Source organism: Pseudomonas saxonica (assembly GCF_007858365.1).
Classification (GTDB): domain Bacteria; phylum Pseudomonadota; class Gammaproteobacteria; order Pseudomonadales; family Pseudomonadaceae; genus Aquipseudomonas; species Aquipseudomonas saxonica.
Genome location: NZ_VFIO01000004.1, coordinates 225,290 through 251,760 on the forward strand (window position 1 = coordinate 225,290; position 26,471 = coordinate 251,760).

A 26,471-nucleotide genomic window follows, 5' to 3' on the forward strand; every position below is an offset into this window, starting at 1 on the left:
AAATCGCAGCCCAAGAAACAGGTGAATTTGTGAGCCAGCCTACGCCAGCAGTGCGTACCTTCCAAGACTTGATCCTCGCCCTCCAGCAATACTGGGCCGAGCAAGGTTGTGTGGTGCTTCAGCCCTACGATATGGAAGTGGGCGCCGGCACATTCCATACCGCCACGTTTTTGCGCTCCCTGGGCCCAGAAACCTGGAACGCCGCTTATGTGCAGCCCAGTCGTCGCCCGACTGACGGCCGCTACGGCGAAAACCCGAACCGTTTGCAGCATTACTACCAGTTCCAGGTAGTTCTCAAGCCGAATCCGCCTAATTTTCAGGAGCTGTATCTGGGCTCGCTGAAACATATCGGCCTCGATCCGCTGGTGCACGACATCCGTTTCGTTGAAGACAACTGGGAATCGCCGACACTTGGCGCCTGGGGTCTGGGCTGGGAAATCTGGCTCAACGGTATGGAAGTCACCCAATTCACTTACTTCCAGCAAGTTGGCGGTATTGAGTGCTACCCGGTAACCGGCGAAATCACCTATGGCCTTGAGCGTTTGGCGATGTACCTGCAAGGTGTCGATTCCGTCTACGACCTGGTCTGGACTGACGGCCCTTTCGGCAAAGTGACCTATGGCGATGTGTTCCATCAAAACGAAGTCGAGCAGTCGACTTACAACTTTGAACACGCCAACGTCGACAAACTGTTCGAGCTGTTCGATTTCTACGAAAGCGAAGCCAAGCGCCTGATCGAACTCGACCAACCGCTGCCGTTGCCTAGCTACGAAATGGTCCTGAAAGCCTCGCACACCTTCAACTTGCTGGATGCCCGTCGTGCCATTTCCGTCACGGCGCGTCAGCAATACATCCTGCGTGTGCGTACCTTGGCGCGTGCGGTCGCACAGGCCTACCTTGAAGCTCGCGCCAAGCTGGGCTTCCCGATGGCTCCACCCGATTTGCGTGATGAAGTGTTGGCTAAGTTGGAGGCTGCACAATGAGTGCTCAAGATTTTCTGGTTGAACTGGGCACTGAAGAACTGCCGCCAAAAGCCCTTAACACCTTGGCTGACGCCTTTCTGGCCGGCATTGAAAAAGGCCTGCAAAGCGCCGGTGTAAAGTTCAGTGCTAAAAAAGTCTACGCTGCACCGCGCCGTTTGGCCGTGCTGCTGACCCAGCTCGAAACCCAGCAACCGGACCGCAGCATCAACATTGATGGCCCGCCACGTCAGGCAGCCTTTGATGCAGACGGTAACCCGACCCAAGCCGCCCTTGGCTTCGCCAAAAAGTGCGGTGTCGACCTGAGCGAAATCGACCAGAGCGGTCCAAAACTGCGCTTCAGCCAGGTGATCGTCGGCAAGCCGACCGCCAGCCTGTTGCCAACCATTGTCGAAGACTCCCTGAACGACCTGCCCATTCCCAAGCGGATGCGTTGGGGTGCACGCAAGGTTGAGTTCGTGCGTCCAACCCAATGGCTGGTCATGCTGTTAGGCGACGAAGTAATCGATTGCACGATCCTCGCGCAAAAGTCCGGTCGCGATTCCCGTGGTCACCGCTTCCACCACCCGGAAAATGTGCGCATCAGTGCGCCGGCCAACTACGCCGAAGACCTGCGCAAAGCTTACGTGCAGGCTGATTTCTTTGAGCGTCGCGAGCTGATTACCAAGCGTGTGGAAGAGCTGGCGACCCTGCAGGAAGGCACCGCAATCGTTCCGCCGGCACTGCTCGACGAAGTAACGGCGCTGGTTGAGTGGCCCGTACCGCTGGTGTGCTCGTTTGAAGAGCGCTTCCTGGAGGTTCCACAAGAAGCCTTGATCACCACCATGCAGGACAACCAGAAGTACTTCTGCCTGCTGGACGCTGAAGGCAAATTGCTGCCGCGCTTCATCACCGTGGCCAACATCGAAAGCAAAGACCCGCAGCAGATCATTTCCGGTAATGAGAAAGTGGTCCGCCCGCGTCTGACCGATGCTGAGTTCTTCTTCAAGCAAGACAAAAAACAGAAGCTCGAAAGCTTCAACGAGCGTCTGCAAAACGTCGTGTTCCAGGCGCAATTAGGCAGCGTCTATGACAAAGCCGAGCGCGTGTCCAAACTGGCTGCGTTCATCGCAGCACGCATTGGCGGCGACGCACAACGCGCAGCCCGCGCAGGGTTGCTGTCCAAGTGCGACCTGGCCACTGAAATGGTTGGCGAGTTCCCGGAAATGCAAGGCGTTGCCGGTTACTACTACGCGCTGAACGACGGCGAGCCAGAAGACGTTGCCTTGGCGTTGAACGAGCAGTACATGCCGCGTGGCGCGGGCGCCGAGTTGCCAAGCACCCTGACAGGCGCTGCGGTAGCTATCGCTGACAAACTCGACACACTGGTTGGCATTTTCGGCATCGGCATGTTGCCCACCGGCAGCAAAGACCCGTATGCACTGCGTCGTGCGGCGCTGGGTATCTTGCGCATTCTGATCGATAAAAAACTCGACCTCGACCTGACCGACGCCGTTAAATTCGCCGTGAGCGCATTCGGGGCCAAGATCAAATCAGCCGGTTTGGCAGATCAAGTGCTGGAATTCATCTTCGATCGCCTGCGGGCGCGTTATGAAGACGAAGGCGTGGATGTGGCCACTTACCTCTCGGTACGTGCACTCAATCCTACTTCGGCATTGGACTTCGACCAGCGCGTGCAAGCCGTTCAAGCCTTCCGTCAATTGCCGGAAGCTGAAGCACTGGCAGCAGTGAACAAACGCGTTTCTAATTTGCTGAGCAAAGTCGAGGGTACGGTTTCAACTCACGTTGAAGCGCGCTACTTCGACAATGCCAGCGAGTTCTCGTTGTTCTCGGCCATTCAGAAAGCCGACGAAGCCGTACAACCAATGGCTGCTGCTCGCCAGTACAACGAAGCGCTGACACGTCTGGCCTCGCTGCGCGAACCTGTGGATGCATTCTTCGAGGCGGTAATGATCAACGCAGAAGACTCGAGCGTGCGGGCAAACCGCTATGCCTTGCTGGCACGTCTGCGCGGTCTGTTCCTCGGCGTTGCCGATATTTCGCTGCTGGGCTAAGGGGCTGCTGTTGAAACTGCTGATTCTCGATCGGGACGGAGTGATCAATTACGACTCCGACGCTTACATCAAGTCAGTTGAGGAGTGGATCCCACTGCCCGGCGCGATCGAGGCCATTGCGCAGTTGAGCAAAGCCGGCTGGACGGTGGCGATTGCCACTAACCAGTCCGGCATTGCCCGCGGCTACTACGATATCGCCACGCTCGACGCCATGCATGCCCGTTTACGGGCGTTAGTGGCGGAGCAGGGTGGCGAAGTCGGCCTCATTGTTTACTGCCCTCACTGCCCTGATCAGGGCTGTGACTGCCGCAAGCCTAAGCCTGGCATGTTGCGCACCATTGCCGCGCATTACGATGTCGATTTGATCGAATGTTGGTTCGTGGGCGACAGTTTAGGTGACTTGCAGGCTGCAGAAGCCGTCGGTTCTCAGCCAGTTTTGGTAAAAACCGGAAAAGGCCTGAAAACTTTAACCAAAGTATTACCGGTTAATACTCTAGTATTTGACGATCTGGCGGCAGTTGCCGCAGAACTTATCAACAAATAAAACCGCTTTGAACCTTTGCCTGCCTCCTGAGTGCAGGCCCTGTTCGGGCAGGTTTTAGTCAGCAACGGTAAAAGTCGCTATGTCGATCCTGCAGGCCATCAGAACTTTTTTCTTTTACCTGCTGTTGGGTACCAGTTCTTTGTTGTGGTGCTCGCTGAGCTTTTTTGTCGCCCCCTTCCTGCCGTTTCGTGCGCGTTATCGGTTCATCAACGTGTACTGGTGCCGGTGTGCGCTTTGGCTGACACGGGTGTTTCTAGGCATCAACGTCAAGGTCACCGGTGCTGAAAACATCCCTGAGCGCCCTTGTGTCATTTTGGCCAACCACCAAAGTACCTGGGAGACATTTTTTCTCTCGGCTTACTTTCAGCCGTTGAGCCAGGTGCTTAAACGCGAGTTGCTCTACGTGCCGTTTTTTGGCTGGGCGATGGCGATGCTGCGTCCGATTGCCATTGACCGCGAGAACCCGAAGGCTGCGCTCAAGCACATCGCAAAAAAGGGCGATGAGCTACTCAAGGACAACATTTGGGTGCTGATTTTCCCTGAGGGCACTCGCGTTCCCTATGGTCAGATCGGCAAGTTTTCCCGTGGGGGGACTGCTCTGGCGGTCAATGCTGAGTTGCCGGTACTCCCGATTGCCCACAACGCGGGCAAGTTCTGGCCCAAGACCGGTTGGGCTAAAAAGTCTGGGACCATTGAGTTGGTGATTGGCAAACCTATGTATGCCAACGGCACAGGGCCACGCGCAATCGCTGAGCTAAATGATCGGGTACAAGCCTGGAATGAAAATGCTCAAAGGGCCATGGGCTCCTTGCCGCCTGTAGCCGTGCAGGAAAAAACAGAAGTGATCTGAAAAATTGTGGATAACTTGTGCGCAAGTTTTTTATTTCGCTAAAAAAACATTCATAAGCTGATGATTTATAAGCTAATTTATGAATATTCTTTTTCAGTGAAAAACGTGCATAAGTTTTTCTGAGCCATAAAAAAACCGACTTTAAGTCGGTTTTTTTCTGCTTGTGATTTCCCTCATCGAGTCACCCCTCTCCCGTCGGGAGAGGGGGAAACCGGCGTTGTCTCAAACCTTATCAATATTCACGTTTTTGGTTTCCTTGAGGAACAGTATCCCGACCACCAGACTGACGCCCGTAATCACAACGGGGTACCACAACCCGTAAAAAATATCCCCGGTGTAGACCACCAAGGCAAAGGACACGGTCGGCAGGAACCCGCCAAACCATCCATTACCAATGTGGTAGGGCAGGGACATCGAGGTATAACGGATGCGCGTCGGGAACAGTTCAACCATCACGGCCGCGAGCGGGCCGTAAGTCATGGTCGCGATAAGAGTCAGCAGCACCATGATCAGCACCACCATCGGCTGGTTCACCGAACTTGCATCAGCCTTGGCCGGATAACCCGCGTCTGTGATCGCCGCGCGCAAGGCCGCTTCGTCAAAGCCACTGATTTTCTGCTCACCGATCGACACTTCGACGCCAGCACCAGAAGCTGCAGGTTGCGAGGTGTAAGGCAAACCTTGTTTCACCAGAAAGGTTTTAACCTTGTCACACGGGCTGTCAAAACGCGCCTTGCCCACAGGGTCAAACTGAAAGGTGCAGGTGGATGGGTCGGCCATCACCACAATCGGTGATTGGCGACTGGCCGTGTCAATCTGTGGGTTCGCGTAATGACTCAGCGCTTTGAACAACGGAAAGTACAGCACGGTGGCCAGTAACAGACCCAACATCAAAATGGGCTTGCGCCCTACGCGGTCAGACAGCCAGCCGAAGAAGATGAAGAAGGGCGCACCAATCACCACGCTGATAATCAGCAGCATATTGGCTTGAGCCGGGTCCATCTTGAGCATCTGAGTGAGGAAGAACAGCACGTAGAACTGCGCCGTATAGAACGTCACGGCTTGGCCTGCGTTAATGCCGAACAGGGCGATCAGCACAATTTTCAGGTTTTCCCATTTACCGAACGATTCACGAATCGGCGACTTGCTGGTTTTACCTTCGGCCTTCATTTTGGCGAAGGCGGGCGATTCATGCATGCTCATGCGGATCCAGGTCGAGATGCCCAGCAGCACAATGGACAGCAGGAACGGCAAGCGCCAGCCCCAGACCTCAAACTGATCACCCGTAAGGTAGCGGCAGCTGAGCACTACCACCAACGACAGCAACAAGCCCAAGGTGGCGGTCGATTGTATCCAGCTGGTATTGAAACCGCGTTTGCCAGGCGCTGCGTGTTCGGCCACGTATGTCGCGGCCCCGCCATATTCACCGCCCAGCGCCAGCCCTTGAAGCATTCGCAGCAGCACCAGCATGATCGGTGCTGCGATACCGATGCTGGTGTACGTCGGCAGCAAGCCAACAGCAAAGGTCGATAAGCCCATCAGAATGATGGTCATGAGGAAGGTGTATTTTCGCCCGATCATGTCGCCCAACCGGCCAAACACCAACGCCCCGAATGGCCGCACCAAAAAACCGGCGGCAAAGGCCATCAAGGCAAAGATAAACGCAGTGGTGTCGTTAACGCCGGCAAAGAACTGCTTGCTGAGAACTGTCGCCAGGGCGCCATACAAGAAAAAGTCATACCACTCGAAAACGGTCCCGAGGGATGACGCAAAAATAATCTTACGTTCTTCACGGCCGGTTGTTCCCTTGGCGGGAGCGGCGGTTTGTGCAAGTGAATCCGACATATTCAATGCCCTCGGCCTTGTTAGGCCACAGTGATTATTGTTGTTGTCCACTGTCGGTTTCGGATGACTGCGCCCGAAACCACGACCGCCTTCAGGCGACCGGTATTACTGTTTCACGTGTGTTGTCTGTTTCTTTCGTGTGGATAGGCGCTGCAAGAATCATCTGCGCAGCTTTTTCCCCAATCATCAGGGTAGGTGAACACGTATTGCCTGACACAATATTTGGCATGATTGACGCATCGGCAACTCTCAGCCCCGCAACACCGTGGACGCGTAACTCGGCATCCACCACCGCCTCAGTGTCCTGGCCCATGCGGCATGTACCCACCGGGTGAAAGATCGTGGTACCTATGCGGGCTGCGGCTTTGTGTAACTGCTGCTCAGTTTGCAACTCAATACCCGGTAAATACTCTTCGGGACAGAAGGCCTGGAGAGCAGGGTGGGCGACGATTTTTCGGGTAAGGCGGATGGCATCGACGGCAACCTTTAAATCGTCGGGATGGCTCAGGTAATTAGGGTCGATCAAGGGGGCGTCGTCAGGATTGGCGGAGCGAATATCAATACGCCCACGACTTTTGGGCCGCAAGTTACACACAGAGGCCGTGAACGCCGGGAAGGTGTGTAACGGTTCGCCAAAGCGCTCAAGTGAAAGAGGTTGGACGTGATACTGCAAATTGGCGGAGGGTTGCTCGGGATCAGATTTAACGAAGGCCCCGAGTTGGCTCGGAGCCATCGCTAGTGGACCACTGCGGTCGTAGGCATAACGCAGGCCCATACCGACTTTGCCCCACACGCTATTCGCTACTTGGTTAAGGGTGCGGGCGTTGCTCAGTTTGAAGATCAGCCGCAGTTGCAGGTGATCTTGCAGGTTGCCGCCAACGCCGGGCAGTTCGTGCTTAACCGTTATCCCCAGGCTTTCCAGTAGTGGTCGTGGGCCAATACCGGAGCGCTGCAAGATGCCCGGGGAGCTGACTGCTCCGGCACACAGAATGATTTCCCGGCGCGCCGTGAATATCGTCTCGGCACCTTTCCAGCGGGCGCATACCTGTGTGGCGCGAAGATTTTCAAGCAGCACCTTGTCGACTTGAACATGGGTCAACACAGTCAAGTTCGGGCGCTTGAGCACGGGCCGCAGAAACGCCTTGGAAGCATTCCAGCGCACACCGGCACGTTGATTGACCTGAAAGTATCCACAGCCCTGGTTATCGCCGGTGTTGAAGTCGGCTACCGTGGGTATGCCGCTTTGGGCAGCAGCCTCCCGGAAGGCATCCAGAATCGACCATGAGTAGCGCTGTTGCTCAACCCGCCATTCGCCCCCCGCACCGTGCAAGTCCGAGTCGCCGCCGTAGTGTTTTTCGCTGCGTTTAAACAGCGGTAAAACATCTTTCCAGGCCCAGCCCCGATTGCCTTGCTCGGCCCAACGATCGTAATCGCCTGCCTGACCGCGCATGTAGATCATGCCGTTGATTGACGAGCTGCCGCCCAATACTTTGCCTCGGGGGTAACTCAGACTACGCCCCTGCAAACCGGCCTGCGCCTCAGTTTTGAAGCACCAGTCGGTGCGCGGATTGCCGATGCAGTAGAGGTAACCCACAGGGATATGGATCCACGGGTAGTTGTCTTCTCCGCCCGCTTCAAGCAGCAGCACGTTATTTTTGGGATCAGCCGACAGCCGATTCGCCAGCACAGAACCTGCGGGTCCTGCGCCCACTACGATGTAGTCGTACACCTGATGGCTTGATGTCATGCAACACCTTTTTTTTATTCTTGTCCTGCACCATCGTATTGATTAATTTCGAGTTTGAAACGCGTGATTTCGCCCACGGCATGTGCGTTTTTGCACAGCCAATCGTATAGCGCTGGGGAATGACATGTTCGACTGGAACGACCTGCGGTACTTTCTGGAGCTGCACCGAGGAGGCCGCCTGCTCAGCGCGGCTAAACGGCTGAATACCACCCACAGTACGGTAGCGCGCCATATAGAGCAGATTGAGCAACACCTTGGCGCGGCATTGTTTATCCAGCACGCTCAGGGATATGAACTGACACCGGCAGGGCAGGCGCTGCTCAAACATGCCGAAGCGATGGAGAACGTCGCCTTGCTGGCACAAGAAGAAATCAGCCAAGCTATCGCGCCCTTGGGCAAAATCCGCCTTGGCGTCACTGAAGGCATTGGGATCATGTTTATTACTCCGCGGCTGGGCGGGTTATTCGAACGCTACCCCGGGCTGGAAGTCGAGCTGGTTGCCGTTCCGCGTTTTGTCAGCATCCTCAACCGTGAAGCTGAAATCAGCATCCACCTTGAACGCCCCAATGCCGATCTGTTGATAACTCGCAAACTCACGGATTACCGCCTGGCGCTTTACGCCAGCCAGCAGTATCTCGATAAAGCACCGCCGCTCGATACCCGTGAAGACTTGGCAAATCATCAATGGATTGGCTACGTCGATGATTTGTTGTTCAGCCAGGAATTACTATTCCTTAACAACTTCTGCCGCACGCCTACCGTGACCTTTCGCAGCACCAGCGTCATCGCGCAACAACACGCCGCCCGCGCAGGGCTGGGGATCGCCGTGCTACCTAATTACATGGCCAGCAACGACCCGCAACTGGTTCGTGTATTGCCTGAAGAAGCGGTACAACGCAGTTACTGGATCAGTACCCGGCGCGAGTTGCACAAGTCCGTGAGGTTAAGGGTGGTGTGGGATTACTTGCTGGAACTGTGTGCCAAGGAACATGAGGTGTTATTGGCCCGGTGAAAGTTCTACCTGACAGCGCGGTCTTATCCACACATAAAAAAACCCCGCCCTGTCAGGTGACGGGGCGGGGTTTTTAAGCTGTGGATAAGTTGCTATCCCAAGCCTCTACGCATCAGAAGTCCAAATTGGACACTGCCAGTGCGTTGCTCTCGATGAACTCACGACGCGGTTCTACGGCGTCACCCATCAAGGTGTTGAAGATCTGGTCGGCGCCAATTGCATCTTCAATGGTGACTTTCAGCATGCGACGCACACTTGGGTCCATGGTGGTTTCCCAGAGTTGATCCGGGTTCATTTCGCCCAGACCTTTATAGCGCTGGATGGTATGGCGCTTGGTGCTTTCTGCCATCAACCACTCAAGTGCTTCCTTGAACTCGGTCACTTGTTTGCGACGTTCGCCACGCTGAATGTAAGCGCCGTCATCGAGCAAGGTGCTTAGCTGCGCGCCCAGAGTCACAACGGTTTTGTAGTCGTTGCTGCCGAAGAAGTCGCGGTTGAACGTGATGAAGGTCGAGTGGCCGTGAGAGATGACTTCAACCTCTGGCAACCAGACATTACGCTCGCGGTCTTCGCGCAGGCTGGCTTTGTAGACCAGACCCGACTTCTCGACCAGACGCAGGCGAGCTTCGTACTTGACCATCCACTCTTGCATGGCAGCATGGTCGCCCAGTTGCTCAAGGGTAACGGCTGGCAGATAGATGAAGTGCTCGGTCAGTTCCTGTGGGTACAGGCGCGACAAACGCTTGAGGGTCTTCATCACCATACGGAAATCGTAGACCAGACGCTCCAGCGCCTCGCCCGAAATACCCGGTGCTTCTTCATTCAAGTGCAGGCTGGCGTCTTCCAGAGCCGACTGGGTCATGTACTCTTCCATGGCCTCATCGTCTTTGATGTATTGCTCTTGCTTGCCCTTTTTCACTTTATACAGCGGCGGCTGAGCGATGTAGATGTAGCCACGCTCAATCAGCTCCGGCAACTGACGGAAGAAGAACGTCAGGAGCAGGGTACGGATGTGCGAACCGTCGACGTCAGCATCGGTCATGATGATGATGTTGTGATAACGCAACTTGTCGATGTTGTACTCTTCGCGGCCAATACCGCAGCCCAGCGCCGTGATCAAAGTGCCCACTTCTTGCGAAGAGATCATCTTGTCGAAGCGAGCTTTCTCAACGTTCAGGATTTTACCTTTCAACGGCAAAATCGCTTGGGTACGGCGGTTACGTCCCTGCTTGGCGGAGCCGCCAGCAGAGTCACCTTCCACAAGGTACAGTTCGGACAGCGCCGGGTCTTTTTCCTGGCAGTCGGCCAGCTTGCCGGGCAGGCCCGCGATGTCCAGCGCGCCTTTACGGCGGGTCATCTCACGAGCCTTACGCGCAGCTTCCCGCGCACGAGCAGCATCAATCATCTTGCCGACGATCAACTTGGCTTCGTTCGGATTTTCCAACAGGAAGTCGGAGAAGAACTTGCCCATTTCCTGTTCAACTGCGGTCTTCACTTCGGAAGAAACCAGTTTGTCTTTGGTCTGGGAACTGAACTTGGGATCCGGCACTTTCACCGAAATAATCGCGGTCAAACCTTCACGGGCGTCGTCGCCTGTGGTCGCAACCTTATGCTTCTTGGCCAGACCTTCAGCTTCGATGTAGGTATTGAGGTTACGCGTCAGGGCAGAGCGGAAGCCCACCAAGTGCGTACCACCATCGCGCTGCGGAATGTTGTTGGTGAAGCACAACAAGTTTTCGTTGAAGCTGTCGTTCCACTGCAGGGCGATTTCTACGCCGATGCCGTCTTCACGCTGAACGTTGAAGTGAAACACTTGGTTGACCGGGGTCTTGTTAGTGTTCAGGTAATCAACGAACGCACGCAAGCCGCCTTCGTACTTGAACAGTTCTTCCTTACCGCTGCGCTCATCCTTAAGGACGATACCCACACCGGAGTTGAGGAAGGACAGTTCACGAATGCGCTTGGCAAGGATGTCCCAGCTGAAGTGAATGTTTTTGAACGTGTCAGCCGATGGCTTGAAGTGGATCTGAGTACCCGTCGTTTCGCTCTCGCCAACGATCGCCATCGGTGCTTGCGGCACGCCATGGACATAGGTCTGTTCCCAGATTTTGCCGCTACGGCGAACGGTCAGCACCAGCAATTCGGACAGGGCGTTTACAACGGATACACCTACACCGTGCAGACCGCCAGAAACCTTATAGGAGTTGTCATCGAACTTACCGCCGGCGTGCAGTACGGTCATGATGACCTCTGCTGCGGATACGCCTTCTTCTTTATGCACATCCACCGGAATGCCGCGGCCGTTATCGCGCACGGTAATGGATTCATCCGGGTGAATGGTGATGGTGATGTCGTCGCAATGGCCAGCCAGCGCTTCGTCGATGGAGTTATCGACTACTTCAAACACCATATGGTGCAGACCGCTGCCATCGTCAGTATCACCAATGTACATACCGGGACGTTTGCGTACGGCATCCAGGCCTTTCAGCACTTTAATGCTCGTTGAGTCGTACGTATTTTCTTCGCTCAATGCCTTCACTCCCGATGGTCGTGGGTCTGGGTGATACAGCCCTGTTCCACGTGGAACAGGGCAACTGGCGTTTCCGTCTGCCAGCCTTCCCTCAATAATTCGTGATCTACACAGGTGATAAAGACCTGGCAGCGTAAGTCTTCCAACAAGCGACACAGTGCATGACGATGCTGCTCATCCAGCTCGGACGGCAAATCATCTACCAGATAAATACATTGGCCCCGCCGTGCTTGGCTAACCAAGTGGCCTTGAGCAATACGCAACGCACAGACCACCAGCTTTTGCTGACCCCGCGACAAGATTTCAGCGGCGTTGTGTGCACCGATTTTTAGGCGCAAATCAGCTCGTTGTGGCCCAGCCTGGGTATGGCCCATTTGCTGATCGCGGTGGACGGACCCGGCGAGTACGGCGCTCAGCTCACGGTCTTTGTCCCACCCTCGGTAATAACTCAGCGTTAGCCCTTCCAGCTCAAGCAACTCGCTCAAGGTCTGTTCAAAGACTGGTTTCAAGGCTTTGATATAGGCGCGGCGGTATTCATCTATTTCAGCACTGGCCAGGCACAGTTCTCTGTCCCAGGCCGCTTGTGAAACGGCGTCAAGTGTACCATGCCGCAGCCATGAGTTCCGCTGCCGTAGGGCCTTCTGTAGGCGCTGCCAGGTAGACATAAAGCGTGGTTCAACATGGAACACACCCCAGTCAAGAAATTGCCTACGGATCTTTGGAGCGCCTTCCAGCAGGCGAAAGCTGTCCGGGTTGATCAACTGCAGGGGCAGGATCTCAGCAAGTTGCGCAGCACTGCGAGCATTTTGCCCATCAATACGAATTTGGAAATCGCCCTGACGGTCTCGCGAGATACCCAGCGCACTGTGTCCGCCTTCCGCCAGTTCAACCTGACCAAACACGGTACATGTCTGCTGTTCGTGTTGAATCACAGGGTTTAGACGCACACTGCGAAAAGAACGTGCCAACCCCAGCAGGTGGATAGCTTCAAGCACGCTGGTTTTGCCGCTGCCGTTGGCGCCGTACAAAATATTGATGCGGGGGGAGGGTGAGAAGGTCACCGGGTGCAGGTTACGCACCGCGGTGACTGTGACACGACTGAGGGACATCTAGCGTAGGCTGTGCATAAGTTACAGGCGCATCGGCATAACGACGTAAGCCGAGTCGTCGTTATCGGACTCTTGCACCAGGGCGCTGCTGTTGGAGTCAGACAGAATCAGACGCACTTGTTCAGTGGTCATCACTCCCAACACGTCCAGCAGGTAGCTCACGTTAAAACCGATTTCCAGCGAGCCGCCGTTGTAGTCAACGCCTACTTCTTCTTCCGCCTCTTCCTGCTCCGGGTTATTGGCCTGGATTTTCAGTTGACCGTTGGCCAATTGCAGACGAATACCGCGGTATTTTTCGTTGGAAAGGATCGCAGTGCGGCTGAAAGCTTCTCGCAACGCCTGGCGGTCGCCGATCACGATCTTGTCGCCGCCTTTAGGCAGGACGCGTTCGTAATCCGGGAACTTACCGTCAACCAGTTTAGAGGTGAAAGTGAACTCACCGGTGGTCGCACGAATGTGATGAGCGCCCAGCACAATGCTTACTTCGCCGTCGGGTTCAGTCAGCAAACGGGCCAGTTCAAGGATACCCTTGCGTGGGACGATCACTTGGTGACGGTCTGGCTGACCAATGTCGGCTTTCATCGAGCACATGGCTAGACGGTGACCGTCGGTCGCCACCGCACGGATGATGCCGGCAGATACTTCCAGCAGCATACCGTTAAGGTAATAGCGCACGTCTTGCTGAGCCATGGCAAAGCTGGTTCGCTCGATAAGGCGACGCAGTTTGCTTTGCTGAAGGCTGCAGGTCAGCGAGCCCGGGCCTTCTTCAACGGTCGGGAAATCATTGGCTGGCAATGTCGACAGCGTAAAACGGCTACGACCTGCTTTAACGACCAGCTTCTGGTCATCAAGCTTGATATCGATCAGCGCATCGTTAGGCAAGCTTTTGCAAATATCCATCAGCTTGCGTGCGGGTACGGTGATTTCGCCAGGTTCAGCCGGCTCTTCAAGCTGTACGCGACCAACCAGTTCGACTTCAAGGTCGGTACCGGTCAGCGACAGTTGCTGGCCTTCGACAACCAACAGCACGTTGGACAATACCGGCAAGGTCTGGCGGCGTTCAACGACGCCTGCGACCAGTTGCAGGGGTTTCAACAGGGCTTCGCGTTGAATGGTGAAATGCATGGTCTAGTCCCTTGCCTTAATTAGCTGCGGTGTTGTCATCAGGTTGTCAGTGTTCGCAGCAGGTTCTTGTAGTCCTCACGGATGTCCGCGTCGGATTCCTTGAGTTCGTTGATCTTACGGCACGCGTGCAAAACAGTGGTGTGATCACGACCGCCAAACACATCGCCGATTTCCGGCAGGCTGTGGTTGGTCAACTCTTTAGAAAGTGCCATGGCGACCTGTCGAGGTCGCGCCACCGAGCGCGAGCGGCGCTTGGAGAGCAAGTCCGAAATTTTGATCTTGTAGTACTCAGCAACTGTGCGCTGGATGTTATCCACAGACACCAGCTTGTCTTGCAGCGCCAGCAGGTCTTTAAGGGATTCGCGAATCAGCTCGATGGTGATATCACGACCCATGAAGTGCGAGTGCGCAATCACGCGCTTGAGCGCGCCTTCCAGCTCACGCACGTTGGAACGGATGCGCTGTGCAATAAAGAAGGCGGCATCGTGAGGCAAGTCGACTTTGGCCTGATCGGCCTTTTTCATCAGGATCGCCACACGTGTTTCAAGCTCAGGCGGTTCGACCGCTACGGTCAAGCCCCAACCAAAGCGTGATTTCAGACGCTCTTCGAGACCTTCGATCTCTTTAGGGTAACGGTCACTGGTCAGAATCACTTGCTGACCGCCTTCAAGCAATGCGTTGAAGGTGTGGAAAAACTCTTCCTGAGACCGTTCTTTACGGGCAAAGAATTGAATGTCATCGATCAGCAGTGCATCCACTGAGCGGTAGAAGCGCTTGAACTCGTTGATCGCGTTGAGCTGCAAGGCCTTGACCATGTCCGCTACAAAACGCTCCGAGTGCAGGTACACCACCTTGGCATTCGGGTTCTTCTTTAAGAGGTGGTTGCCCACCGCATGCATCAAGTGAGTCTTACCCAGACCAACGCCGCCATAGAGAAAAAGCGGGTTGTAACCGTGTTTAGGGTTATCCGCGACTTGCCACGCCGCAGCGCGAGCCAGTTGGTTGGATTTACCCTCAACGAAGTTTTCGAAGGTAAACGTACGGTTCAGATAGCTGGTGTGCTTAAGCGCACCTTCAACTTGAACGGTACGTTGCTCTGCGCGCACAGGTGCCTGTTGCGAACTGGCACCCGCCATCGGATCAAAGCTGGCACGCGAAGGTTCTTCGCTGGCTTGCGTCGTTTGCTTGGAAGCGGGCGCTGGTGTGGCCGTTGAGCTGGCCGGAGCACTCGGTGCCGGTGCTGAAACCGGAGCCTGCTGAGAAGCGGATGCAGCCAAGGGAGCATTAGGTGCTGCACGAGGTGCCGAGCTGCGCTTGCTGCCTATTAATAAGGACAGCGCTGGCGCCATGCCATTGCTGTGCTCGTTCAGCAGCTCAAGCAAACGGCTCAGGTACTTCTCATTGACCCAGTCGAGTACAAATCGATTAGGCGCATACACACGCAACTCGTCGCCTTCGGCTTCGACTTGTAGTGGACGGATCCAGGTGTTGAATTGCTGGGCAGGCAGCTCTTCGCGCAAAAGCTCTACGCACTGCTGCCAAAGTTCCACTGACACGGATATCCCCTAAGTTGAAAGCCGGTGAGGCAAAAACAGGCGCCATTGTAACGATCACTCGCGCACTTATCCACATGTAGGTTGCTTGCTTATAAGGAGATCTTCAGTTTTTCACGGCAAAAAAAGCGACAAATGGTATGTGCATAAGCTCTGTGGATAAGCGAGCCTAAGCCCATTGCACAAGTGGGGTGGAAACGCTGTGCGTAAGTCGCCTGTGGATAAAACGGCTTTCCATGCACAGCTTTTCCGAGGGTGCAGCACAGGCAGAGCACGGCTTGTGGACAACTTTGTCATCCTCTGTAAGCCTTGATTTTTAAGGCTTGCAAAGAGTTATCCACAGATAACCGCTCCCTTAAGAGTAGTTACATCTTTAAAAGAGCTTTAAATACTTTGTTTTTTTATTTCTATAACTGGCTAAGCATGAGCAAGGCTAAACAGGCCAACATCTATTTAGCAGGAAAGGTTGGTTGGAAATTGACCTATGGGCCTGCATTCTCTAGAATCGCCGGTCTCTTAAAACGGGGGCCATTCCGGCCCGTTGTGGACGAACCAGGTAGCACGACATGAAACGTACTTTCCAACCAAGCACTATCAAACGCGCCCGCACTCACGGTTTCCGTGCTCGCATGGCAACTAAAAACGGCCGTGCAGTCCTGTCGCGTCGCCGCGCCAAAGGCCGTGCACGTCTGGCAGTTTGATAATCAGACAATGGTGGTGAGTCAGGACTTCAGTCGGGAAAAGCGGTTACTCACTCCCCGACACTTCAAGGCAGTCTTTGACTCCCCCACCGGCAAGGTACCGGGGAAAAATCTCCTGCTCCTTGCGCGTAGCAACGAACTGGATCACCCCCGCTTGGGGTTAGTGATCGGTAAAAAGAGCGTAAAGCTCTCCGTTGAGCGCAATCGCCTTAAGCGTTTGATGCGTGAATCGTTTCGTCTCCACCAGGATTTACTGGTTGGTTGGGATATCGTTATCGTCGCGCGCAAAGGTTTGGGTGACGTAGAGAACCCCGAATTGATTCAGCATTTTGGCAAACTCTGGAAGCGTCTGGCCCGTAACACGCCAGTTCCAGCGGTGAAGTCCGAAACTGTAGGGGTAGGCAGTCCTGATGCGTAAACTGGCACTCGTTCCGATCCAGTTTTATCGTTATGCCATTAGTCCTTTGATGGCCAGCCACTGCCGTTTCTACCCCAGTTGTTCCTGCTACGCGTTGGAAGCCATCGAAAATCATGGCGTTCTTCGCGGCGGCTGGCTGACCTTTCGTCGTTTAGGTCGCTGTCACCCGTGGAATCCCGGTGGTTACGACCCGGTTCCACCTATCCCTACCTCCCGTTCTTCTTCGATGGCCGAGTAATCATGGATATTAAACGCACGATCCTGATCGTCGCTCTCGCAGTCGTGTCCTACGTTATGGTTCTCAAATGGAACCAGGACTACGGTCAAGCTGCCCTGCCGACTCAGAATGTTGCCGCCAGCAGCACCACCGCGCCGGCTTTGCCCGACACGGCTACAGGTAACAATGCTGCTAACAGTGCCGATGTCCCGAGCGCCAATGCTGATACCAGCACGCCAACCGAAACACCGGTTGCAGCTGCAAGCAAAGACCTCATCCATGTAAAAACGGATGTTCTGGATATCGCGATTGATCCACAGGGTGGTGACATTGCCCAGTTGCGACTGCCGCTTTACCCACGTCGCCAGGATCGCCCGGATGTTCCATTCCAACTGTTCGACAACGGTAACGAACGTACTTATCTGGCACAAAGTGGCCTGACTGGTACTGATGGCCCGGATGCACGCGCAGGTGGTCGACCGGTTTTCAGCACTGAGAAAAAGACCTATGAACTGGCTCCAGGCCAGGATCAGATGGTTGTTGATCTCAAATTCAGCGAAAACGGCGTTAATTACATCAAGCGCTTCACACTCAAGCGCGGTCTTTACGATGTACAAGTCACTTATTTGATTGATAACGAGAGCGGTAAGCCGTGGAACGGCAATCTGTTCGCGCAATTGAAACGTGACGCCAGCTCCGATCCTTCTTCCAGCACCGCTACCGGCACAGCGACTTACCTGGGCGCCGCCCTGTGGACAAGTTCTGAGCCGTACAAAAAAGTGTCGATGAAAGATATCGACAAGGGCCAGCTGAAAGAAACCGTTCAAGGTGGCTGGGTTGCCTGGTTGCAACACTACTTTGTGACTGCGTGGATTCCTCAGAAAGGCGATAACAACGTCGTTCAGACCCGCAAAGACAGCCAAGGCAATTACATCATCGGTTTCACTGGCCCAACGTTGACCGTTGAACCAGGCAAAACCGGCGAAACCAGCACAGTTCTGTACGCAGGTCCAAAAAGCCAGGCGGTACTCAAAGAGTTATCCCCAGGCCTTGAACTGACTGTCGACTACGGCTTTCTCTGGTTCATTGCTCAGCCTATTTTCTGGCTGCTGCAACATATCCACAGCATTGTGGGTAACTGGGGCTGGTCAATCATCTTCCTGACCATGCTGATCAAAGGGATTTTCTTCCCTCTGTCGGCGGCCAGCTACAAGTCGATGGCTCGCATGCGCGCCGTGGCACCAAAACTGGCTGCTCTGAAAGAGCAGTTTGGTGATGACCGCCAAAAAATGTCGCAAGCGATGATGGAGCTGTACAAGAAAGAGAAGATCAATCCACTGGGCGGCTGTTTGCCGATTCTGGTGCAGATGCCGGTCTTCCTGTCCTTGTACTGGGTACTTCTGGAAAGCGTTGAAATGCGTCAAGCGCCGTTCATGCTCTGGATTACCGACTTGTCGATCAAAGACCCGTTCTTCATTCTGCCGATCATCATGGGCGCAACCATGTTCATCCAGCAGCGTCTGAACCCGACTCCTCCGGATCCGATGCAGGCCAAGGTCATGAAGCTGATGCCAATCATCTTCACGTTCTTCTTCCTGTGGTTCCCGGCTGGTCTGGTGCTGTACTGGGTTGTGAACAACTGCCTGTCCATCACTCAACAGTGGTACATCACGCGTAAAGTTGAAGCGGCTACCAAAAAAGTCGCTGAGTAACTTACTCTGATAAGCACCACTCAAAACGCCCCCTAGTGGGGCGTTTTGCTATCTGTCACTTTCTATTTTGAGGCCTGTTTATGAGTGTTCCGGCTGAAACCATTGCCGCTGTGGCGACCGCTCAAGGGCGAGGTGGTGTGGGGATCGTGCGTATTTCCGGGCCACTCGCCAGTGTTGCGGCGCAAGCGTTCAGTGAACGTGAACTGAAACCTCGCTACGCCCATTACGGCCCGTTTTACGGCGAAAACCGTGAAGTGCTGGATGAGGGCATTGCGCTGTATTTCCCCGGCCCCAATTCCTTTACCGGCGAAGACGTGCTGGAGCTGCAAGGTCACGGCGGCCCAATCGTTCTCGATATGCTGCTGCAGCGCTGCATTCAACTGGGTTGCCGCTTGGCTCGCCCCGGCGAATTCAGTGAACGTGCGTTTTTGAACGACAAGCTCGACCTTGCCCAAGCCGAAGCGATTGCCGACTTGATCGAGGCCAGTTCTGCACAGGCAGCACGTAACGCATTGCGTTCCTTGCAGGGCGCTTTCTCACAGCGTGTGCATAACTTGACCGAGCAATTGATCGGTTTGCGTATCTATGTCGAAGCGGCGATTGATTTCCCGGAAGAAGAAATCGACTTTTTAGCGGATGGCCATGTACTTGGCATGCTGGACAAGGTGCGCGAAGAGTTATCCACCGTTCAGCGCGAAGCCGGCCAAGGTGCCTTGCTGCGTGATGGCATGACCGTGGTGATTGCCGGGCGTCCGAATGCCGGTAAATCGAGCTTGCTCAATGCCCTGGCCGGACGCGAAGCGGCGATCGTGACAGAGATTGCCGGTACCACCCGCGACGTGTTGCGTGAACATATCCACATTGATGGCATGCCGCTGCATGTGGTGGACACTGCGGGTCTGCGCGACACCGATGATCAGGTGGAAAAAATTGGCGTGCAGCGAGCACTCAAAGCCATTGGTGAGGCCGACCGTGTATTGCTGGTGGTTGATGCCACGGCACCGGAAGCCGATGACCCATTTGCCCTGTGGCCAGAGTTTCTTGAACAGCGCCCGGATCCGGCAAAAGTGACGTTGATCCGTAATAAGGCCGATCTGAGCGCAGAAACCATTGCCCTCGAGGTCAGTGACGATGGCCATGTAACGATCAGCCTGAGCGCAAGATCAACGCAGGGACTGGACTTGCTGCGTGAACACCTCAAGGCGTGCATGGGCTACGAGCAGACCTCTGAGAGCAGCTTCAGCGCCCGTCGCCGCCACCTGGAGGCATTGCAACACGCCAGCAACGCTTTGGAGCATGGTCGAGCACAGTTGACTCTGGCGGGGGCTGGAGAGTTGCTGGCTGAGGATTTACGCCAGGCGCAGCATTCACTGGGTGAGATTACCGGGGCATTCAGCTCGGATGATCTGCTGGGACGAATCTTCTCCAGTTTTTGTATTGGTAAATAGCGCGTTGATTCACAGGGCTGCCTAGCAGCCCGTCGCTGCCATCGGCGGCGACTACACCGGTTTAGTCCTACCGCTTCCCCCCTCTTAACATAACCGTTCATCTGTTCGATCCCTGTCGACCTTCCATTCGCTTGGTGGATTTATCCACCGAGGTGCATTCGGCTGCCTATTTTTCAAGAATATGAGCGAAAAGACCGGGATAAGCTCTGTGTATAACTGCCCTTCAGGTCAGTGGGTAAGTAGGCCTGAAAACTGAAGATAACCGCCCCTGTGGATAAGCACCTGTTTTACCCACAGGCTTAAACCACTTATTCACGCCCCTCATTGGCACATGACCACAGACTTTTGAATCTCTGTACAGTACGTAAAATATGCTCTGTAGCAATCTATCCACAGAAATGTGCCTCAGTAGAAATAAACATAAAAACAAAGCTTTATAAATTTCTTCTCTATTTATTTATCTATCTTGCCCTTATCCACAGCTGGTTAAATTTTGTGCAAAGGGTTCTTTAAGAAGGGCGAAGTCCCTATACTTCGCGGTCTATCCAAAAACCCCTAGTAACAGGCACGAGGTGCGTGGTGAATTTCCCTTCCCGTTTTGCAGTGATCGTCATCGGCGGCGGTCACGCCGGAACCGAGGCTGCACTTGCTTCAGCACGCATGGGCGTAAAAACCCTGCTGTTGACCCACAACGTGGAAACCCTCGGGCAAATGAGCTGCAATCCTGCGATTGGCGGGATTGGTAAAAGCCATCTAGTAAAAGAGATCGATGCCCTCGGCGGGGCAATGGCGATTGCCACCGATAAAGGCGGCATTCAGTTCCGTGTACTCAATGGCCGAAAAGGCCCGGCCGTGCGCGCAACCCGTGCACAGGCTGACCGCATTCTCTACAAGGCGGCAGTACGGGAAATTCTGGAAAACCAACCGAACCTGTGGATATTTCAACAGGCGGCTGATGACTTGATCGTTGAACAGGATCAAGTGCGTGGCGTAGTGACCCAAATGGGTCTGCGGTTCATGGCGGATGCTGTTGTGTTAACCACCGGTACGTTCCTCGGTGGACTTATCCACATTGGCATGCAGAATTATTCCGGTGGCCGAGCCGGTGATCCTCCTTCGATCGCATTGGCTCAGCGCCTGCGTGAGTTGCCATTGCGGGTCGGTCGCCTGAAAACCGGGACGCCGCCGCGAATTGATGGACGTTCGGTAGATTTCTCGGTCATGACCGAGCAACCAGGCGATACACCGATTCCAGTGATGTCGTTCATGGGGAACAAGGAACAGCACCCGGCTCAAGTCAGTTGCTGGATCACCCATACCAATGCCCGCACCCATGAAATCATTGCCTCCAACCTTGATCGCTCGCCGATGTATTCGGGTGTAATCGAAGGTATTGGCCCACGTTACTGCCCTTCGATCGAAGACAAGATCCATCGCTTTGCTGACAAGGAAAGCCATCAGGTCTTTATCGAGCCGGAAGGTTTGACTACTCACGAGCTGTACCCGAACGGTATTTCGACGTCCTTGCCATTCGATGTACAAATCCAGATTGTTCAATCGATTCGCGGCATGGAAAACGCTCACATCGTGCGGCCGGGTTACGCCATCGAATACGACTATTTCGATCCGCGCGACTTGAAGTACAGCCTCGAAACCAAAGTGATTGGAGGTTTGTTCTTTGCAGGGCAGATCAACGGCACGACGGGTTACGAAGAAGCGGGTGCCCAAGGTTTGCTCGCTGGCGCTAACGCCGCACTGCTTTCGCAGGGCAAGGAAAGCTGGTGCCCGCGTCGCGATGAGGCGTATATCGGGGTATTGGTCGACGACCTGATTACATTGGGTACTCAAGAACCGTATCGGATGTTTACCTCACGTGCTGAATACCGCCTGATTCTGCGTGAAGACAACGCTGATATGCGCTTGACTGAAAAAGGCCGCGAGTTGGGTCTGGTTGACGACGCCCGTTGGGCCGCTTTCTGCACTAAGCGTGAAAGTATCGCGCTCGAAGAACAGCGTTTGAAATCTACATGGGTGCGCCCGGGCACTGAGCAGGGTGATGCCATTGCAGCCAAATTTGGCACGCCGTTGACCCATGAATACAATTTGCTGAATCTGTTGACCCGTCCAGAAATCGACTATGCAGGTTTGGTCGAAGTAACAGGCCAGGGCGCTGAAGATCCGCTGGTCGCCGAGCAGGTCGAGATTAAAACCAAGTACGCCGGTTACATTGATCGTCAACAAGACGAAATTGCCCGTTTACGCGCCAGTGAAAACACCAAACTGCCTGTGGATATCGATTACACGAACATTTCCGGGCTGTCGAAAGAGATCCAGAGCAAGCTGGGGGCCACGCGTCCCGAGACCCTGGGTCAGGCTTCGCGTATTCCGGGTGTGACACCGGCAGCAATTTCCCTGTTGATGATTCATCTGAAAAAACGCGGCGCTGGCCGCACGTTGGAGCAAAACGCTTGAGTTCGCTGGTCACTGCACAAAACGCCGAAGAGTTATCCACAGGTGCACGCCAACTGGGCGTCGCGCTGACTGAAAACCAGCATGAGCAATTGCTGGCGTATTTGGCCCTGTTGATCAAATGGAATAAGGCTTACAACCTCACGGCTGTGCGTAACCCGGACGAAATGGTTTCTCGCCATTTGCTCGACAGCCTGAGTGTGATGCCGTTTATCGAAAACGGCCGTTGGTTGGATGTTGGCAGTGGTGGGGGGATGCCTGGCATTCCCCTGGCGATCCTGTTTCCCGAATCGCAGGTCACTTGCCTGGACAGCAACGGTAAGAAAACCCGCTTCCTGACCCAAGTCAAACTTGAGCTTAAGCTGGAAAACCTGCAAGTTATCCACAGCCGCGTTGAGGAGTACCAGCCTGAGCAGCCGTTCACAGGAATTGTGTCCAGAGCTTTCAGCAGCATGGAGAACTTCACTAACTGGACGCGCCACTTGGGCGACGGTGAAACACGCTGGTTGGCAATGAAGGGCGTTCATCCGGCCGATGAGCTGGTAGCATTGCCGTCTGATTTTCGTCTCGATGGCGAACACGCCTTGACCGTTCCGGGTTGCCAAGGCCAACGCCATCTGCTGATACTGCGCCGCACGGCATGATTGGGAACGCAAGCAAGAATGGCTAAGGTATTCGCAATAGCGAACCAAAAGGGTGGTGTGGGTAAAACCACCACCTGTATCAACCTCGCAGCATCGCTGGTCGCGACCAAGCGACGCGTGCTGCTCATCGACCTCGATCCACAAGGCAACGCCACCATGGGTAGCGGTGTGGATAAACATGGTCTTGAAAACTCAGTTTATGACCTGTTGATCGGGGAATGTGATCTGGCTCAGGCCATGCATGTCTCCGAGCACGGTGGCTATCAGCTTTTGCCCGCGAACCGCGACCTGACCGCGGCTGAAGTCGTTCTGCTTGAAATGCAGATGAAAGAAAGCCGTCTGCGTACAGCATTGGCGCCTGTTCGCGAGAGCTATGATTTCATCTTGATCGACTGCCCGCCGTCACTCTCGATGCTGACGTTGAACGCTCTGGTCGCTGCCGACGGGGTAATTATCCCCATGCAGTGCGAATATTTTGCACTGGAAGGTTTGAGCGACCTTGTGGATAACATCAAGCGAATCGCCGAGTTGCTGAACCCGAATCTAAAGATCGAAGGTTTGCTTCGCACCATGTTTGATCCGCGTCTGAGCCTGATGAACGATGTGTCGGCTCAGCTCAAGGAACACTTCGGTGAGCAGCTCTACGAGACTGTGATACCGCGCAATATCCGCCTGGCCGAAGCACCGAGCTACGGCATGCCAGCGCTGGCGTATGACAAAAATTCCCGTGGCGCGATTGCCTACCTTGCCCTGGCCGGCGAGCTGGTTCGCCGCCAACGTCGAACCTCCCGCACTGCTCAGCCTACTTAAGGAAATCCCATGGCCGTCAAGAAACGAGGTCTCGGACGCGGACTGGATGCACTGCTAAGCGGTCCTACAGTCAGCTCGTTGGAAGAGCAAGCGGTCAAGGTTGATCAAAGTGAGTTGCAGCACCTGCCACTGGATCTGATTCAGCGTGGCAAATATCAGCCACGTCGTGACATGGATCCGCAAGCGCTTGAAGAGCTAGCCAATTCAATCAAGACCCAAGGCGTGATGCAGCCAATCGTGGTTCGCCCGATTGCTGATAATCGTTTTGAGATCATTGCCGGTGAACGCCGCTGGCGTGCCAGCCAGCAGGCGGGCAAAGAGACTATCCCTGCGATGGTGCGCGATGTGCCGGATGAAACCGCGATTGCGATGGCGTTGATCGAAAACATCCAGCGTGAAGACCTCAATCCGATTGAAGAGGCCGTGGCCTTGCAGCGTTTGCAGCAAGAGTTCCAGCTGACTCAGCAACAAGTGGCTGACGCTGTGGGTAAGTCCCGAGTGTCTGTGGCTAACTTGTTGCGATTGATTTCATTGCCGGAAGTGATCAAAACCATGCTCTCCCATGGTGACCTGGAAATGGGTCATGCGCGGGCATTGCTTGGTTTGCCAGAACCTCAACAGGTTGAAGGGGCGCGACATGTTGTCGCACGTGGCCTGACAGTGCGTCAGACCGAAGCCCTTGTTCGCCAGTGGTTGAGCGGCAAACAAGAAGCTGCTGAACCCGTTAAGGCCGATCCTGATATCACCCGGCTCGAACAGCGACTGGCTGAGCGCCTAGGCTCTGCGGTGCAGATTCGCCACGGAAAGAAGGGAAAAGGCCAATTAGTGATTGGTTACAATTCTCTTGATGAGCTTCAAGGAGTGCTTGCTCACATCCGCTGAAACATTTCCCTATGTAGCGCGCAGTCGGAAATCACTACCTGACAGTTGAATAGGGGCCTCGTCGCCCCTATACTCTGCGCGCATTTTGTCGGCACAAATTATGCCAAGTTAATACTTTTTGGTAGCCGACCTTTGAGGAGCATTGTGATGGAAACCCGCACGCCAAACCGCTTGCCGTTCCATCGCTTAGCGGTTTTCCCGGTTTTACTGGCTCAATTTGTCGTTTTATTGCTGGCAGCTCTGGGGCTGTGGCAGTGGCATGGAGTCGTCGCCGGATATTCAGGACTCTGCGGAGGCCTGATAGCTTTGCTACCCAATGTGTATTTTGCTCACAGGGCATTCCGGTTTTCCGGCGCTCGAGCAGCGCAAGCCATCGTCCGGTCGTTTTACGCTGGCGAGGCAGGCAAGTTAATTTTGACGGCAGTGCTGTTCGCGCTGACGTTTGCAGGTGTGAAGCCATTGGCGCCGCTCGCTGTATTCGGCGTATTCGTGCTGACCCAATTGGTCAGTTGGTTTGCTCCCCTGCTAATGAGAACAACACTTTCGAGACCTTAGGGCGTTTGAGGCAACCATGGCAGAAACAACCGCTTCGGGCTATATCCAGCACCACTTACAGAACCTGACCTTCGGGCAGCTACCTGACGGCGGCTGGGGCTTTGCTCACACCGTTGCAGAAGCTAAACAGATGGGCTTTTGGGCATTCCACGTCGATACACTTGGCTGGTCTGTCTTTGTCGGCCTATTGTTTGTCCTCGTATTCCGCATGGCGGCCAAGAAGGCAACTTCCGGTCAACCAGGCGCACTTCAGAACTTCGTAGAAGTACTGGTGGAATTCGTTGATGGCAGTGTCAAAGACAGTTTCCACGGACGCAGTGCAGTTATTGCACCGTTGGCGCTGACTATTTTCGTTTGGGTGTTCCTGATGAACGCCATCGACTTGATCCCGGTTGACTGGATTCCTCAGTTGGCCATCCTGATCACAGGCGATGAGCACTTCCCGTTCCGTGCCGTACCGACGACTGATCCTAACGCTACCTTGGGCATGGCCCTTTCGGTATTCGCTCTGATCATCTTCTACAGCATCAAGATCAAGGGCATCGGCGGCTTCATTGGCGAATTGACCCTGCATCCTTTCGGTAGCAAGAACATTTTTGTTCAAGCGCTGCTGATTCCGGTGAACTTCCTGCTCGAATTCGTGACGCTGATTGCCAAGCCAATCTCGCTGGCACTGCGTCTGTTCGGCAACATGTACGCTGGCGAACTGGTATTTATCCTGATCGCCGTAATGTTCGGCAGCGGCCTGCTTTGGCTTAGCGGTCTGGGCGTGGTGCTGCAATGGGCGTGGGCTGTATTCCACATCCTGATCATCACCTTGCAAGCGTTCATCTTCATGATGTTGACCATCGTTTACTTGTCGATGGCACACGAAGAGAACCACTAAGGCCCGTCTCGGCGAGTCTGGCGCCTTCCCGCTCCCCGGCGGAAAGGCGTCGCAAAATGATTTTGTTTTACCGCTTTAATCTAAAAACCTAAACCATACGACGTAAAAGTCGGGAGGAAAGATGGAAACTGTAGTTGGTCTAACCGCTATCGCTGTTGCACTGTTGATCGGCCTGGGCGCACTGGGCACCGCAATTGGTTTCGGCCTGTTGGGTGGCAAGTTCCTGGAAGGCGCTGCGCGTCAACCAGAAATGGTTCCAATGCTGCAAGTTAAAATGTTCATCGTTGCCGGTCTGCTCGACGCCGTAACCATGATCGGTGTTGGTATCGCACTGTTCTTCACCTTCGCTAATCCCTTCGTTGGTCAACTCGCTGGCTAAT

General features: G+C 54.6%; 23 protein-coding genes. 17 read left to right on the plus strand and 6 right to left on the minus strand.

The features are described from left to right. The first annotated feature begins 29 nt into the window (after positions 1-29). From glyQ to FJD38_RS13410, 4 genes are all read left to right on the plus strand, one after another. Complete coding sequence (glyQ, locus tag FJD38_RS13395) at positions 30-983, plus strand: glycine--tRNA ligase subunit alpha (RefSeq protein WP_019828634.1); 954 nt, start codon at positions 30-32, stop codon at positions 981-983. After that, the gene (glyS, locus tag FJD38_RS13400) at positions 980-3,034 is read left to right on the plus strand and encodes a glycine--tRNA ligase subunit beta (protein ID WP_122783493.1); all 2,055 of its coding nucleotides are present in this window, start codon (positions 980-982) and stop codon (positions 3,032-3,034) included. The genes glyQ and glyS overlap by 4 nt, the downstream gene beginning before the upstream one ends. A 4-nt stretch (positions 3,035-3,038) precedes the next feature. Next, positions 3,039-3,578: a D-glycero-beta-D-manno-heptose 1,7-bisphosphate 7-phosphatase gene (gene gmhB / locus FJD38_RS13405; RefSeq protein ID WP_167654269.1), complete on the plus strand. Its 540-nt coding sequence runs from the start codon at positions 3,039-3,041 to the stop codon at positions 3,576-3,578. Between the two features lie 79 nt (positions 3,579-3,657). After that, on the plus strand, positions 3,658-4,428 hold the full coding sequence (locus FJD38_RS13410; protein ID WP_122783495.1) for a lysophospholipid acyltransferase family protein: 771 nt from the start codon (positions 3,658-3,660) through the stop codon (positions 4,426-4,428). A 222-nt stretch (positions 4,429-4,650) separates the two neighbouring features. Here FJD38_RS13410 and FJD38_RS13415 read toward each other — a convergent pair whose 3' ends face one another. Both FJD38_RS13415 and FJD38_RS13420 read right to left on the minus strand, forming a co-directional pair. After that, positions 4,651-6,273: an MFS transporter gene (locus tag FJD38_RS13415; RefSeq protein WP_122783496.1), complete on the minus strand. Its 1,623-nt coding sequence runs from the start codon at positions 6,271-6,273 to the stop codon at positions 4,651-4,653. 91 nt (positions 6,274-6,364) lie between these two features. After that, entirely contained in the window at positions 6,365-8,020 is a 1,656-nt protein-coding gene (locus tag FJD38_RS13420; protein ID WP_146385727.1) for a GMC family oxidoreductase, read from the minus strand. A gap of 124 nt (positions 8,021-8,144) precedes the next feature. On the opposite strand from FJD38_RS13420, the gene FJD38_RS13425 reads away from it, so the two are divergent. Further along, a complete protein-coding gene (locus FJD38_RS13425) occupies positions 8,145-9,032 on the plus strand; it encodes a LysR family transcriptional regulator (protein WP_146385729.1) in 888 nt (295 codons plus the stop codon). 112 nt (positions 9,033-9,144) lie between these two features. Here FJD38_RS13425 and gyrB read toward each other — a convergent pair whose 3' ends face one another. Genes gyrB through dnaA form a run of 4 tightly spaced genes read right to left on the minus strand, consistent with a single transcriptional unit; the run spans position 9,145 to position 15,352 of the window. Next, positions 9,145-11,562: a DNA topoisomerase (ATP-hydrolyzing) subunit B gene (gene gyrB / locus FJD38_RS13430; protein WP_122783499.1), complete on the minus strand. Its 2,418-nt coding sequence runs from the start codon at positions 11,560-11,562 to the stop codon at positions 9,145-9,147. A 5-nt stretch (positions 11,563-11,567) separates the two neighbouring features. Continuing rightward, positions 11,568-12,671 carry a DNA replication/repair protein RecF gene (recF, locus tag FJD38_RS13435; protein WP_122783500.1) on the minus strand — a complete coding sequence of 368 codons (1,104 nt, stop codon included), beginning with the start codon at positions 12,669-12,671 and terminating at the stop codon, positions 11,568-11,570. A gap of 21 nt (positions 12,672-12,692) precedes the next feature. Continuing rightward, on the minus strand, positions 12,693-13,796 hold the full coding sequence (dnaN, locus tag FJD38_RS13440) for a DNA polymerase III subunit beta (protein WP_122783501.1): 1,104 nt from the start codon (positions 13,794-13,796) through the stop codon (positions 12,693-12,695). A gap of 38 nt (positions 13,797-13,834) precedes the next feature. Next, on the minus strand, positions 13,835-15,352 hold the full coding sequence (dnaA, locus tag FJD38_RS13445; protein WP_122783502.1) for a chromosomal replication initiator protein DnaA: 1,518 nt from the start codon (positions 15,350-15,352) through the stop codon (positions 13,835-13,837). A gap of 563 nt (positions 15,353-15,915) precedes the next feature. On the opposite strand from dnaA, the gene rpmH reads away from it, so the two are divergent. The 12 genes from rpmH to atpE all read left to right on the plus strand — a co-directional run bounded on the left by rpmH (position 15,916) and on the right by atpE (position 26,470). Further along, positions 15,916-16,050 (plus strand): 50S ribosomal protein L34, encoded by a 135-nt coding sequence (gene rpmH / locus FJD38_RS13450; RefSeq protein WP_003213577.1) that lies wholly within the window; start codon positions 15,916-15,918, stop codon positions 16,048-16,050. Between the two features lie 16 nt (positions 16,051-16,066). After that, positions 16,067-16,468, plus strand: coding sequence for a ribonuclease P protein component (rnpA, locus tag FJD38_RS13455; protein WP_199750893.1), 402 nt, complete (start codon positions 16,067-16,069; stop codon positions 16,466-16,468). Continuing rightward, positions 16,461-16,706 (plus strand): membrane protein insertion efficiency factor YidD, encoded by a 246-nt coding sequence (gene yidD / locus FJD38_RS13460; protein WP_048402126.1) that lies wholly within the window; start codon positions 16,461-16,463, stop codon positions 16,704-16,706. Before rnpA ends, yidD begins: the two co-directional genes overlap by 8 nt. Positions 16,707-16,708: 2 nt before the next feature. After that, on the plus strand, positions 16,709-18,397 hold the full coding sequence (yidC, locus tag FJD38_RS13465; protein ID WP_146385731.1) for a membrane protein insertase YidC: 1,689 nt from the start codon (positions 16,709-16,711) through the stop codon (positions 18,395-18,397). 80 nt (positions 18,398-18,477) lie between these two features. Then, on the plus strand, positions 18,478-19,845 hold the full coding sequence (gene mnmE / locus FJD38_RS13470) for a tRNA uridine-5-carboxymethylaminomethyl(34) synthesis GTPase MnmE (RefSeq protein ID WP_146385733.1): 1,368 nt from the start codon (positions 18,478-18,480) through the stop codon (positions 19,843-19,845). Positions 19,846-20,424: 579 nt separating this feature from the next. Beyond that, positions 20,425-22,317 carry a tRNA uridine-5-carboxymethylaminomethyl(34) synthesis enzyme MnmG gene (mnmG, locus tag FJD38_RS13475; protein ID WP_122783576.1) on the plus strand — a complete coding sequence of 631 codons (1,893 nt, stop codon included), beginning with the start codon at positions 20,425-20,427 and terminating at the stop codon, positions 22,315-22,317. Continuing rightward, positions 22,314-22,958, plus strand: a complete 645-nt coding sequence (gene rsmG / locus FJD38_RS13480; RefSeq protein ID WP_122783506.1) for a 16S rRNA (guanine(527)-N(7))-methyltransferase RsmG — start codon at positions 22,314-22,316, stop codon at positions 22,956-22,958. Before mnmG ends, rsmG begins: the two co-directional genes overlap by 4 nt. A gap of 18 nt (positions 22,959-22,976) precedes the next feature. Beyond that, positions 22,977-23,768 carry a ParA family protein gene (locus FJD38_RS13485; RefSeq protein ID WP_122783507.1) on the plus strand — a complete coding sequence of 264 codons (792 nt, stop codon included), beginning with the start codon at positions 22,977-22,979 and terminating at the stop codon, positions 23,766-23,768. Between the two features lie 9 nt (positions 23,769-23,777). Next, positions 23,778-24,650, plus strand: a complete 873-nt coding sequence (locus FJD38_RS13490; RefSeq protein ID WP_122783508.1) for a ParB/RepB/Spo0J family partition protein — start codon at positions 23,778-23,780, stop codon at positions 24,648-24,650. 147 nt (positions 24,651-24,797) lie between these two features. Further along, positions 24,798-25,205, plus strand: coding sequence for a F0F1 ATP synthase subunit I (locus tag FJD38_RS13495; RefSeq protein ID WP_003437994.1), 408 nt, complete (start codon positions 24,798-24,800; stop codon positions 25,203-25,205). A 16-nt stretch (positions 25,206-25,221) separates the two neighbouring features. Further along, positions 25,222-26,091 (plus strand): F0F1 ATP synthase subunit A, encoded by an 870-nt coding sequence (gene atpB / locus FJD38_RS13500; RefSeq protein WP_122783509.1) that lies wholly within the window; start codon positions 25,222-25,224, stop codon positions 26,089-26,091. Between the two features lie 121 nt (positions 26,092-26,212). Then, positions 26,213-26,470, plus strand: a complete 258-nt coding sequence (gene atpE, locus FJD38_RS13505) for a F0F1 ATP synthase subunit C (protein WP_002555987.1) — start codon at positions 26,213-26,215, stop codon at positions 26,468-26,470. Position 26,471: the final 1 nt, after the last annotated feature.